General features: G+C 58.5%; 14 protein-coding genes. 5 read left to right on the top strand and 9 right to left on the bottom strand.

Annotated features, from left to right (window positions below; genetic code table 11):
- The first annotated feature begins 111 nt into the window (after positions 1–111).
- Positions 112–1,059, top strand: coding sequence for an aldo/keto reductase (locus ACR0AY_RS06980; protein WP_170397197.1), 948 nt, complete (start codon positions 112–114; stop codon positions 1,057–1,059).
- Positions 1,060–1,087: 28 nt separating this feature from the next.
- On the opposite strand, the gene lepA is transcribed toward ACR0AY_RS06980, so the two are convergent.
- Both lepA and ACR0AY_RS06970 read right to left on the bottom strand, forming a co-directional pair.
- Positions 1,088–2,887: a translation elongation factor 4 gene (lepA, locus tag ACR0AY_RS06975; RefSeq protein WP_170511302.1), complete on the bottom strand. Its 1,800-nt coding sequence runs from the start codon at positions 2,885–2,887 to the stop codon at positions 1,088–1,090.
- A gap of 87 nt (positions 2,888–2,974) precedes the next feature.
- On the bottom strand, positions 2,975–3,529 hold the full coding sequence (locus ACR0AY_RS06970; protein ID WP_480453898.1) for an RNA ligase family protein: 555 nt from the start codon (positions 3,527–3,529) through the stop codon (positions 2,975–2,977).
- 244 nt (positions 3,530–3,773) lie between these two features.
- On the opposite strand from ACR0AY_RS06970, the gene ACR0AY_RS06965 reads away from it, so the two are divergent.
- A complete protein-coding gene (locus ACR0AY_RS06965) occupies positions 3,774–4,082 on the top strand; it encodes a hypothetical protein (protein WP_170404173.1) in 309 nt (102 codons plus the stop codon).
- Positions 4,083–4,147: 65 nt separating this feature from the next.
- Positions 4,148–5,089, top strand: coding sequence for a LysR family transcriptional regulator (locus ACR0AY_RS06960; RefSeq protein ID WP_170404783.1), 942 nt, complete (start codon positions 4,148–4,150; stop codon positions 5,087–5,089).
- Positions 5,090–5,195: 106 nt separating this feature from the next.
- On the opposite strand, the gene ACR0AY_RS06955 is transcribed toward ACR0AY_RS06960, so the two are convergent.
- Positions 5,196–6,062 (bottom strand): FkbM family methyltransferase, encoded by an 867-nt coding sequence (locus ACR0AY_RS06955; protein WP_170511304.1) that lies wholly within the window; start codon positions 6,060–6,062, stop codon positions 5,196–5,198.
- A 357-nt stretch (positions 6,063–6,419) separates the two neighbouring features.
- Positions 6,420–6,869, bottom strand: coding sequence for a low molecular weight protein-tyrosine-phosphatase (locus ACR0AY_RS06950; protein WP_170511306.1), 450 nt, complete (start codon positions 6,867–6,869; stop codon positions 6,420–6,422).
- Between the two features lie 27 nt (positions 6,870–6,896).
- Here ACR0AY_RS06950 and ACR0AY_RS06945 point away from each other — a divergent pair, with 27 nt between their 5' ends.
- On the top strand, positions 6,897–7,595 hold the full coding sequence (locus tag ACR0AY_RS06945) for an NAD-dependent deacylase (protein ID WP_170511307.1): 699 nt from the start codon (positions 6,897–6,899) through the stop codon (positions 7,593–7,595).
- 61 nt (positions 7,596–7,656) lie between these two features.
- A complete protein-coding gene (locus ACR0AY_RS06940) occupies positions 7,657–8,265 on the top strand; it encodes an HdeD family acid-resistance protein (protein WP_170397206.1) in 609 nt (202 codons plus the stop codon).
- A gap of 68 nt (positions 8,266–8,333) precedes the next feature.
- Here ACR0AY_RS06940 and ACR0AY_RS06935 read toward each other — a convergent pair whose 3' ends face one another.
- The 5 genes from ACR0AY_RS06935 to meaB all read right to left on the bottom strand — a co-directional run bounded on the left by ACR0AY_RS06935 (position 8,334) and on the right by meaB (position 12,348).
- Entirely contained in the window at positions 8,334–8,798 is a 465-nt protein-coding gene (locus ACR0AY_RS06935; RefSeq protein ID WP_170511309.1) for a copper chaperone PCu(A)C, read from the bottom strand.
- 45 nt (positions 8,799–8,843) lie between these two features.
- Positions 8,844–9,194, bottom strand: coding sequence for a glycosyltransferase family protein (locus tag ACR0AY_RS06930; protein ID WP_170511311.1), 351 nt, complete (start codon positions 9,192–9,194; stop codon positions 8,844–8,846).
- Between the two features lie 405 nt (positions 9,195–9,599).
- Positions 9,600–9,887: a 50S ribosomal protein L28 gene (rpmB, locus tag ACR0AY_RS06925; protein ID WP_008756960.1), complete on the bottom strand. Its 288-nt coding sequence runs from the start codon at positions 9,885–9,887 to the stop codon at positions 9,600–9,602.
- A gap of 119 nt (positions 9,888–10,006) precedes the next feature.
- A complete protein-coding gene (locus ACR0AY_RS06920) occupies positions 10,007–11,200 on the bottom strand; it encodes a Hint domain-containing protein (protein WP_170511313.1) in 1,194 nt (397 codons plus the stop codon).
- Positions 11,201–11,370: 170 nt separating this feature from the next.
- Positions 11,371–12,348 carry a methylmalonyl Co-A mutase-associated GTPase MeaB gene (meaB, locus tag ACR0AY_RS06915; protein WP_170511315.1) on the bottom strand — a complete coding sequence of 326 codons (978 nt, stop codon included), beginning with the start codon at positions 12,346–12,348 and terminating at the stop codon, positions 11,371–11,373.
- Positions 12,349–12,429: the final 81 nt, after the last annotated feature.

Below are 12,429 nucleotides of genomic sequence, written 5' to 3'. Positions count from 1 at the left end.
GTTTCAGGTTCCATTCTCGCTTTTCTTCTTGTGTTTTTTGCCCCCGAACTTGCAGTGATGGGTCGACCTGTTCAAAATTCAATTATTCATATGCGACTGGGGAGGGGTGCAATGACAACACTTTGCGAAATAGGTCAAACCGGAGTGCGAATCCCACGAATTGGCTTTGGATCAACCGGTATAGGCAACATTCCACAGATTTACGGTTACGAAGTTGATGAGAATAGGGCGCGCGAGACCATACGTGCCATACTTGCCCGGCCCGACGGGTTTATCGACACCGCCCGAGGCTATGCGTTGGGGCGTAGCGAGGAGCGCATCGGGAGTGTCATCCGTGAACTCGGTGGCTGGCCGAAAGGCCGCGTTCTGTCCACAAAAGTAGACCGTGACATGGAAACGAATGTTTTCGACGCCGCCCAAGCGCGGCGGTCCTTTGAACAAAGCCTCAAGGCTCTTGAGGTAGATCGCGTGGACATCCTTCATCTGCACGACCCGGAATACGCTGGTGACGTAACTGAGATTACCCGCAGCGGAGGTGCGCTGGACGAATTATTCAAAATTAAAGAGGAAGGATTGGCAACTGCAGTTGGTCTGGCGGGCGGGCAGTTGGATGTGTTGATGCCAATGCTGCGCGAACGGGATTTCGACGTGGTGATGACTCACAACCGGCACACGCTTGTAAACATGAATGCGGCGCCGCTGATCGAACTGGCCAACTCGAAGGACGTTACGGTATTGAACGCAGCGCCTTACGCCGGCGGAATCTTGGCCAGAGGCAGCGCAATCCATCATTTCTACGTCTATCGGCCAGCAACAGAAGAAACGCTCGCACCTGTGCGCGCGGTTGAGGAAATCTGTGCCCGCTATGACGTGCCCTTAGGCGCCTTAGCGCTGCAATTCTCGATGCGGGACGCAAAAATTGCGTCAACGGTGTGTGGAGTGACTTGGCCACAGCATGTGAGACAAACACTCGAATGGGCGGATTGGGATATCCCAAGAGCGGTTTGGAGTGAACTCGCGGAACTTGGTCAGAGTGACGCTGATCCTGAGGCCGTATAGAACCGATCAACGGAGAGGAAGGACAGCCTTAGCTGTCCATCTTCAACGCTGAAATAAACGCCTCCTGCGGGATATCCACCTTCCCGAACTGACGCATCTTTTTCTTACCCGCCTTCTGCTTGTCCAGCAGTTTGCGTTTCCGCGTGGCGTCGCCTCCGTAGCATTTGGCGGTCACATCCTTGCGCAGGGCCGAGAGGGTCTCGCGGGCGATGACCTTGCCTCCGATGGCGGCCTGGATCGGGATTTTGAACATGTGGCGCGGGATCAGGTCCTTGAGCTTTTCGCACATCGCCCGGCCCCGCATCTCGGCCCGGTCGCGGTGAACCATGGTCGACAGCGCGTCGACCGGTTCGTCATTCACCAGCACCGACATCTTGACCAGATTGTCCTCGGTATAGCCGGTCATCTGGTAGTCGAACGAGGCATAACCCTTGGTCACCGATTTCAGGCGGTCGTAGAAGTCAAAGACGACCTCGTTCAGCGGCAGGTCATAGACGACCATGGCGCGGGTGCCCGCATAGGTCAGGTCCAGCTGGATGCCGCGGCGGTCCTGGCAGAGTTTCAGCACGTCGCCGAGGTATTCGTCGGGCACCAGAATGGTCGCCTTGATGCGCGGTTCCTCGATATGGTCGACCTTGGAGGGGTCGGGCATGTCGGCGGGGTTGTGTAGCTCGATCATCTCGCCGTCTTTCATGTAGACGTGATAGATCACCGACGGCGCGGTGGTGATGAGCTCGATATCATATTCGCGTTCGATGCGGTCGCGGATGACCTCTAGGTGCAGAAGGCCGAGGAAGCCGCAGCGGAAGCCAAAGCCAAGCGCGGCCGAGGTCTCCATTTCAAAGCTGAAGCTGGCGTCGTTCAGCGCAAGCTTGTCGATTGCATCGCGCAGGTCTTCGAATTCGGAACTGTCGACGGGGAAGAGGCCGCAGAACACCACCGGCTGCGCGGGTTTGAAGCCGTCCAGCGCGTCCTCGGTGCCGTTGCGGTCATTGGTGATGGTGTCACCAACGCGGGTGTCGCGGACCTGTTTGATCGAGGCGGTGAGAAAGCCGATCTCACCGGGGCCCAGCGAATCCACCATCTCCATCTCGGGCCGGAAGACACCAACGCGGTCGACATGGTGCAGGGTGTTGTTCGACATGAACTTGACCCGCATGCCCTTTTTCAGCGTGCCGTCCATGATGCGGACCAGAACGATGACGCCGAGATAGGCGTCGTACCATGAATCCACCAGCATCGCCTTGAGCGGCGCATCCAGATTGCCCTGCGGCGCGGGCAGTTGCTGCACGATGGCCTCGAGCGTTTCGTGGATGCCCTGCCCCGTCTTGGCACTGACCTGAATGGCGTCGGTCGCGTCGATGCCGATCACATCCTCGATCTGTTCGGCCACGCGGTCACAGTCGGACGCGGGCAGGTCGATCTTGTTCAGCACCGGCACGATTTCGTGGTCGGCGTCGATGGCCTGATACACATTCGCCAGCGTCTGCGCCTCGACCCCTTGGGTCGAGTCCACAACAAGCAGAGAGCCCTCGACCGCACGCATGGACCGGCTGACCTCATAGGCAAAGTCCACGTGGCCGGGTGTGTCGATCAGGTTCAGCACGTATGCTTCGCCATTGTCGGCGGTATAGTCGATGCGAACCGTGTTGGCCTTGATGGTGATGCCGCGTTCCCGCTCGATATCCATGCTGTCGAGCAGCTGTTCCTTCATGTCGCGATCCTTAACCGTTCCGGTCTCTTGGATGAGCCGGTCGGCAAGGGTGGATTTGCCATGGTCGATATGCGCGACGATGGAGAAATTGCGGATATGAGCGAGGTCTGTCATGGGTTGGGGATATGCGTCGGAAATGGGCTGTGGTCAAGGTGGGACGAAGCCCCAGCGAAACCCTTTGATTGCGAGGCCTCTGACCGTTCAGAGCAACCTGTTTTTGACCAACTCCGCGTTCATCCAATGCGTATCACTCTGCACGTGACCCTCGCGCACGTATTTCGCGTGGTGAGTGGGCATGTCTTCTTCGTTAAACGCTGCAGTTGTGCGAACGACAAAACCCTCCTGAGTATCCAGATCCAGGCCCGCGATCACATCTGCCAGAACCTTAACAGAGAACCGTCCGCGATAGAGTTCGGGAACGGCAGCAATCCCCAGCTCGAGAAAGCGTGAAAGCGTCGCGTCCCACGATTGCACGCGCTTTGCCTTGATCCAGGCGAAGCCCAGGAAATAAGTCGGCAACGCCGAGTACGCTATCGAGTGGCGCGCAAACAGATATTCACCGACTATGCGCTCATCTTCGTCAAGCTGTGGCGAAATTCCGGTAGCGAAGGCCTTCATCCAATCTCGGGACGGGTGGTAACGCGCGTCAATACTGCGGGGGTGGCAGCCCTGACTATGAATCGTTGTATTCTCACCGTCCAGTTTTTCGGTGAAGACGACCTCATCAGCCGAAGCCAGTTTATCAACGCTGGACATGATCTTATCATCGCTGGTCGCCCCGGGAGACTCCGGCAGATGGAAGTGCGCCCGTATTTCTTAAGCATAGTGGTCTCATGAAAGAGATTTAAACAATGTCTGGCCAGAAAACGCGACATCCCAGCCGCGTGCAATCACTTTTTCGAACCACCCAATTGATCCCGAATCCACTTTGATTCATACTCCGCCGCAGACCGAGAGGGGCATAAGACCCGTCCGGGCAGGCAAAAAACGAGGCTCGAGTATGAAACAGTTCCTCTTAATCGCATTTTGTGCGGCATCGCTGACGTCGGTGGCCCACACAGTGGACGCGGCGCAGATCAAGCGGGCGTGTCTGGCATCAGACCGTGAAGCGGCGACGCGGGCGCGGTGCCGGTGTATTCAGCGCGTGGCGGATCAGGCGCTGACGCGTAGTGATCAGAAGACCGTCGCCAAGTGGTTCACCAACCCGCATCAGGCGCAGGAGTTGAAGATGTCGCAGACCGCGCGCGATGATGCGCTGTGGGATCGGTATCAGAACTTTGGCCAGATGGCGCAAGCGATCTGCAACTGAGCCCTGTCAATCCTTGACCTGATGCCCGCTGCGCCTCAGAAATGGCGCAGCGAAAGGTATGTGCGATGGTGATGAAAGGGCTGACCCTGCGGGGCCTTGAAGTGTTCGAGGCGCTGGCGCGGACCGGATCGGTGGCGCAGGCGGCCGAGATCACGGGGCTCAGCCAGCCCTCGGTTTCCCAGCAGTTGCGCAATCTGGAAAAGGCTTTGGGCACCGATCTGGTGGATCACGGGCGGCGACCGATGCGACTGACGCAGGCCGGCCGCAGTTTCCTGGCGCGGGCCGAGGCAGTGCTGGCCGAGTTGCAGATGGCGCAAGGCGAACTGGCAGTGATGGATCTGGGGCATCTGACCACCCTGTCCATCGGCTTGATCGACGATTTCGACAACGACCTGACGCCGCGATTGGCGACGTTGCTGGCCGACAGTCTGACCCGGTCGAAATTCAAGCTGATCACGCTGCCCAGCCTGGACCTGTTTGCCGAGCTGGAAGCGCAGCGCCTGCACATGGCGGTCTCGGCCCATTCTGGCGAGGTGCTGGAGGGCGTGGTCGAATATCCGCTGGTGCAGGATCCGTTCATTCTGGTCGCGCCTAAGGGCGTTGCGCAACCAGTGCAGGATCTGCCCTTTCTGCGCTATGCCCGCGAGCAGTTGATCAGCCGTCAGATCGAAAGCCATCTGGCCCGGCAGCAGCTGGAGTTCGAGGAACGGTTCGAAATCGGCTCACACCTCGCGCTGATGGCGATGGTTGCGCGCGGCCTCGGCTGGGCGATTACCACGCCGCTGGGCTATATGCGCGCCGCCCGCTTCCACGACGGGATGGAGGCGCACCCTGCCCCGTTCGGTGAATTCGCGCGCACCATTTCCTTGTTTACACGGACCGACTGGTCCGATCAGGTACCGCAGGAGGTGGCCGACATGATCCGACGCCTGATGCGCAGCCAGATCGTTGATCCAGCGATTGCGCAATTGCCGTGGTTAGCTGGTCAGTTGAAGGTGGTGGGGTGAACCGGAAAGTGAGCATCCAGGCTCTTTTGTTTGAGCCATGCGTCATCCGTCCTGCAAACCAAAAGACGTTTACTGAGCGTTAGTATGTCCGGAATAAAGGCTGTTCTCACCTGCTGAATTCAGCTTCTACTAACGCCTCGTAGGCGTCCAGTTCAGCCTCTTTGACAACGTCGCGATCAGCCAACACTTCCAGAGCCATAAGTGCGACATCGGGGCTTTGAAACACTGCGTCCGCCAGGATCGCAAGATGTTTCAAGCTTTCTGTCGGTGAGTCCTCCAGTGCGAAGAACCTTTTCAGGAACACGGCGTCGCCATCAATGGCCTGATTGCGCATAGCGCGCATCTTCAGGCGGGACGAGGCACGGGTCTTGACCGCCATCGATTTTAGAAAAAGAAACTTGTGGAAATGAAATCCCTGCGCAGACAACTCGCTCATTTGTGAGTCAAGCAGAGGCTGACCTTTGTAAAGCGGCACCATGGCGATTTCGGATATCACAGCAACCGCATTCTTGAGTTTTTCGCGCGCATTCCTGAATACGTCCAATTCTCCGCCCTGCACGTCAATCTTCAGCAGATCGAACTCTGGCAGCTCTTTCAGGTCGTCCAGCCGATGGGTGGTTATTGGTACAACTTCTTCGACTCGCATTTGCCTGGGCCACCTTCCCATAACTCTGATGAAGTCGGGGTTGGGCTCGAATAGCGAAGTGAAGCCACTTCCCTTGCAAACATGAAGGCGCTCACTTCCTCCTCTGCCGATCGCATAAGGAAGATAGGTTTCATTTTCTCCTCCCTCTTCAGAGAGCCGTGCAAATGCATCTTGCTGTGGTTCGAAACCCCAGACATCGCATATGCGGTTCTTCAGGAGGGTTGAATATGGGGTAGCGCCAAGAGGATTGGCACCCACATCCACCACCCGCGTCAGTCTTTCCGGTGACAGAACTTCGTGCAGGAACAGTGCGCGCTCGTCATTCATTTTTTGTCACTAACCTTTGGGGTATTCAGCTGGTTAATCGTGCCTGTGATCATATGTCTAACTCAGTTGGATTAACGGGCTGCAGTCGCTCTTGGAGCTTGGAGATTTATGTGTGCTGATGACAGCCTCGTGTGTGCATCAGGAATTTGTATCATTCCATCAAATGACCATTGGGGATCGGATTACTATTCCATGCACTTAATGCGACTATCTGCATAGGCACAAGGGTATGCGCTTAGAAGGCGGATGGTTTGACCCCTGTCGCTGATTGCGATGCAGCCTGCGGAGGCCGAATAAACGTTGGTTTTGGGCTCAAACATGCTGTCGCTCTGGATTGATTGAATACGCAAGGCAAAACTACCACTGAGCCCGTACATGCGCATCCAGCCCCGCCACGGCCTGTTCGATCAGGTCCAGAACGCCGTCGAAATCCCGGGTGTAGTACGGGTCAGGCACATGGTCGGCACCGGTATGGGGGGCGAAATCGGTCAACAGGCGGACCGGGGTGTCGTTGCCGTCCGGGCGCAAATCTTCGATGTTCGCGATGTTTTCTGCGTCCATTCCGATGATCAGGTCGAAGTGGTTGAAATCCTCGGCCACGAACTGGCGCGCGCGTAGGTCGCTGAGGTCGATATCACGCGCGCGGGCGGCCTTTTGCATTGGGCCGTAAGGCGGGTCTCCGATATGCCAGCCCGAGGTTCCGGCGCTGTCGGTCTGGTGATGCGGGGCGCGGGCGCGAAAAGCACCCTCGGCGGCGGGGGACCGGCAGATATTGCCCAGGCAGACGAAAAGGATACGGTGTGACATAAGAGAGGTTTAGCGCGTGGGACAGGTATGGAAAAGATCGTCATTCTGACCGGGGCCGGGATTTCCGCCGAAAGCGGGTTGGGTACGTTCCGCGATGAAGGGGGCCTGTGGACGCAGCACCGAATCGAGGATGTGGCCACGCCCGAGGGCTTTGCCCGCAATCCGTCGCTGGTGCATCAGTTTTACAATGCCCGCCGAGTACAGGCCGCCAAGGCGCAACCCAACGCGGCGCATCAGGCGCTGGCCCGGTTGCAGCAGGGCTGGCCTGGAGAGGTGATCCTTGTAACCCAGAATGTCGACAGCCTGCACGAGGCAGGTGGGGCCGCGCATGTGATCCATATGCATGGCACCTTGGCTGGGGCTTTGTGTGCGGCGTGCGGATATCGTTGGGCTTCGCCACCCGAAATGGATGTGGGTGAGCCCTGCCCGTCCTGTCACCAGCCCTCGGCCCGGCCCGACGTGGTATGGTTCGGCGAGATGCCATATTTCATGGATGAGATCTACGACCATCTGATGGAAGCATCGCTGTTCGCCTCGATCGGCACCTCGGGGCAGGTTTATCCGGCGGCAGGGTTTGTACAAGAGGCGCGGGCCGTGGGCGCGCGGACGATCGAATTGAACCTTGAGCCATCAGCCGGAATATTTGATGAAACCCGGCTGGGGCCAGCCTCGGAGGCAGTACCGCGCTGGGTCGATGAGCTGTTGGCGCGAGGCAGCACGCGATAGGGGCAGACAGCGGCGCGTCTTCCCGTCTATGGTGCAGAAAACGCAAACCCGAGTGAGTGACATGACCGATCTACCGCCCAAAGACGGAGAAATCCTTGACGACAGCAGTATCGACGCGCGCGATACGTTAAGTACCAATCTGGCCAGCCTGTGGTGGACCTTTCTGCTGCGTGGAATTCTCGCGGGTCTGATCGGGATTGCAGCGCTGTTCTGGCCGACCAGCAGCATCTCATTATTGCTGCGATTGGTAGGGGCGCTGCTGATTCTGGATGGCGCGCTGACCTGGCTGGGTTTTGGGCGGCGCGGGCTGATCGGAGGCGTCGGTATCGGTGCCGCGCTGATCGGTTTGGTGTTGCTGATCTGGCCACAGGGCGTGGCCTGGCTGGCCTTCACCCTCATGGGGGCGATGGCGCTGTTCGTTGCGATCGGCTCCTTCATGGCGCTGCCGCAAATGCATCCACAAGACCCCGAGCGCGCAACGGTGCGTAATTCAGGTATCTTCGCACTCATCGTCGGGCTGGTGCTGATCTTCTGGCCCGGCAGCGGCATGGTGGCGTTGGGCTGGGCAATTGCCTTCTTCGCGCTGACCTCGGCGGTGGTGATGTTCTTTCTGGCGGCACGGTTCAAAAAAGCGGGCGATCGATTGGAGATGAAAACCGTCAACAGATGACGCAACAGGCCGGGCATTGCCCGGCCTGACGTATGGATGATGGCTGTACCACAGCCTGAAGACAGGCGTTAGTTCGAATGGCCGCCTTTGTCCTGGCGCTCAAGATCGACCGGGATCTCGACCGCGACCTCTCCGGCGTTTTCGAAGATCAGTGTGACGGGAACGCTCCCTCCCTGTTCGAAGGGCGCTGTCAGGCCCATGAACATGACGTGATCACCGCCGCGTTTCAGCATGTGGGTTTCGCCCGCCGGAATGGCGAAGCCTTCCTTCACATGCACCATCTTGGCGACACCGTTTTCGTCAACCTTATGAGTGTGCAGTTCCACTCGGGCAGCCGCATCCGAGGTCACGCCGATCAGGCGGTCATCGGTATCGCCTTGATTCTGGATCATCATGAAGGCGGCACCCGCCTTCGCGGTTTTGCCCGATGACCGTGCATAAGGGTCTACGACCGAGATGGTATCGGCAGCCAGCGCCGCACCGGTCAGCGAAAAGGTAGTCAGGACTGCAAGCAGGCTGGATTTGAGGGTCATTATGCCTCTCCTTGGTAACTGTCTGATAGAGTTTGGAAACTGGAATCAGGCAGAATCCGGCGGGGCACGAGCTGGGTGTCGCGGCAACGGCGCGGCAATCAGATGCTGGGAAAGGAGCGACGGCGCGGGGAGCGCGCGCGACGGGGCCGGAGGTACGGCAACCGAGGCTTCATGGATCGCGCCCAGAAGGTTGAGCGCATAGTCAGGGCAGTATTGCGGTGCGCGGGTCGGTTGGCCGTCTTCGTCCATATAGACGACGACCGGCCCGCTGCCGGTGCACAAAACCATCTGCCCGACCGCGCGCTCCATACCCCGCGACACGGCCAGTCCCTGCCCGGTGAGGATCACCATCAAGGACAGCGCATAAGGCAGAAATGTGCGGAAAAAGCCTGTCATGTCAGCTTGGTATATACGCCGCCCACTGAACCGGCTTCAAGCGCAAAGCAGTGGCTGAGACAGTATGGCCTAGCTCAGCTTTTCGGCGGCCTGAACGCCTCGGCATTCATCCCCGTATGCAGTCGGTTTACCCGGCGCTGCATCCGGGTGCAGCGGATCACGGCTTTTGCAATTGATCGTGGCAGTAAAAACAGAAAATTCTTTGCTTTGAGTGACATGGTAACCCCCTCAACATGAATATGCATAAACATATGCGATATTCAGCAGGCGTTCTGTGAACAACGTCACGAAGCGGGGCGTTTTATTACCATTTCAGAGACAATCATTCGCACAGGGGCAGCGAATGCAAAAAAGAAAAGCCCCACACCGCAGGGTGCAGGGCTGAATTCTTGCGTGAGAAAGCGCTTAGGCCGAGGCTTGTGCCTTGGCGATTTCTTTCTTCACTTTCAGGGCGTTCGCCGACAGCTCGTCATCCTTGGCTTTGGCCAGGAACGCGTCCAGACCACCGCGGTGGTCGACCGAGCGCAGGGCAGCTGCCGAGATGCGCAGCTTGACGCCACGACCCAGAGTTTCCGACTGCAGGGTAACGTCGTTCAGGTTGGGCAGAAAACGGCGACGAGTTCTGTTTTTGGCGTGGCTGACATTGTTGCCAGTCATCGGGCCTTTTCCGGTCAGTTCGCAACGGCGCGACATGGTTTCTTCCTTTGTTTCTGGAGGCCGGGTACAAGACCCGCGGCCAAATCACAAGGGGCGCAACCCGAAGTCGCGCCCGAAAACTGGTTGGATGCGTTTAGTGGGAATCGCGCGAAGGGTCAAGACGGCTGCGGCGAAATCTTTGCACCCGAGTTGAATTCATTTGAGGTCAAGATCGGGGACATCCGCAACAGCGGCTTGTTATTCTTCAAATGCCGCGTGATCAACTGCGCTTGCAGCCGCCCGCCGGGGATCATGCGGGCCGGGTCGGCGCGGTAGGCAAGGTCTGTCAGTTCGGGAAAAATCTCGAATATCTCGCGACGCGACGCGGCGCTCAGCATTTTCAGCGCTTCGGGGCCGGTATAGAGGCTTTCGGTTGGCGCGTCCTCGGCAAAGATCACCTGATGGCGGTCGAACAGCAGGTGGTAATACTCGACGCTTTCCACGCTTTCATCAACGTAGATATCCGGCATTGCGGTGAGTTTGATGGCCGGAATCAGAACCTCGGTCGTGCCGAACATTCGTTGGGCGATCTTTGAGTGCACCAGCATCCGATGCTGGCGCGAGACCAGCAGATCGCGATGCGGCAGCCCCTCGCCCAATGCCCCTGCAAGGATACGCACAGGCCAGAGTCTGGGGTTGGCTTCAAGCTGGAAGCGATCAAATTCGCGCCGCCCGATCCAACGGATCGGGTGTAGGCCCTGCCCAAGTGTGTGGACCAGATCACCAGTGCGCAACGACTGGATCAGGGATCGCCCATCCTGTGTCGTGATCAATGTATCGCGCGTGAAACAGGGCATACCCGACCCGTTCTCGAACGCTGAATACGTGACGGTGATGCCTGAAGGCAGGGTAAATGTGCCGCTAGAGACTGAATAACCAACCCCGTCTTCGACCGTAATCACCCCGAAAGTATCGTCCGTGATAACAGTGCCCTCAGGGAGGTTCAGCGTGTCGGTTCCGCTGCCGCCGCGAATGTCACCCGACACCGTGGTGCTGGTGAAATTCAGCGTGTCATTACCGGCACCAAGCCGGATATCGCCGACGGTTGACCCCCTGATATCAACCGTATCCGCATCGGACCCGCTAGCGATGCGCCCGCCAACCGTGCTGTTGGTGACAATGATCGTGTCGGTGCCTGCATTGCCCAGGACATTGTTGGCAATGGTGCTATTGGTGATGGTGATATCGTCATCGCCGCCACGGCCACGGATACCGGTCACCGGAGGCGTCGCCGGGTTTCCGTTCAGAGTACCGTTGTCATTTGTGACATCGATATCGTCGTCGCCGTTGGTACCATTGATATTGGGCATTCTGACGTGTCCCGTTCTTCGGAGAATCCGGGCACGATCCGAGCTGACCAAGCCCTTTCTCAACCCGGTTCAAACGCAGTGACTTACACTCAAACACAACAATATATGTAGCTTTAATACACGATTAGCGGTCAGCGCACCAGCCGCGCACGCATCATACCGCCAGAGTGTTACGCGTCGGACAGCCCGGAGAGGATTTGTTCGGCCGCCGCCGATGGGCTGAGGTGGCCCGCACTGACCTGAGCGCCAAGATCGCTCATCCGACTGCGCATCTGTGGCGTTTCGAGACGCGCAAGCAATGCGTGGCGTACCTCTTGCTCGAACCAGTATTTTGCCTGTGTGGCGCGGTTCAATACCCAATGCCCGGCTTCGCGCCGCCAGGTTGTCAGGGCCTGCATCTCGTCCCAGGCCTGTTCCAGCCCATGCTCTTCAACCGCTGAAACGGTCATGGCCTTGGGAAACCCTTCGGGGTCCTGCGGGCGTTTGCGCAGCAGACGCAGCGCGCCCGCGTAATCGGCGCAGGTGCGGGTGGCAGTCGCTTTCAGGTCGCCATCGGCCTTGTTGATCAGGATCATGTCGGCCATCTCCATGATGCCGCGCTTGACGCCCTGCAACTCATCTCCGCCCGCCGGGGCCAGCAGCAGCAGGAACAGGTCAGACATCTCGGCCACAACGGTTTCCGATTGGCCCACACCCACGGTTTCAATCAGCACGACGTCAAAACCAGCCGCCTCACAAAGTGCAATCGCTTCGCGTGTGCGGCGCGCCACGCCACCAAGATGGCTCTGGCTGGGGGACGGGCGGATAAAGGCGTCTTTCTCGCGGCTCAGCCTTTCCATGCGGGTCTTATCGCCCAGGATCGAGCCCCCCGAACGGGCCGAGCTGGGGTCAACTGCAAGAACCGCAACACGCAGCCCCTGCCCCGTCAGCATCATGCCGAAGCTTTCGATAAAGGTCGATTTGCCCACACCCGGCGTGCCCGACAGGCCGATCCGCAAAGCCTGGCGTCCGGCGCCGCTCAATTGATCCAGCAGCGCGGTTGCCTGCGCTCGATGATCTTCACGCCCGCTTTCGACCAGTGTGATCGCACGGGCCAATGCCCTGCGCTCTCCGTTCAAGATCCTGTCGCCAAGCTCGGCAATGTTCATCGGTAAGTCCCCGGCTGGAATTTGCCCTAGATGAGGGGGGATGACCCGGTTTGTCCAGCCCCAACCGGAGCCGAGTTTGGC

Source organism: Ruegeria sp. A5, from assembly GCF_056543005.1.
Note: the sequence above shows the minus strand (reverse complement) of the source record. Positions and strands in the feature narration are given on the sequence as shown.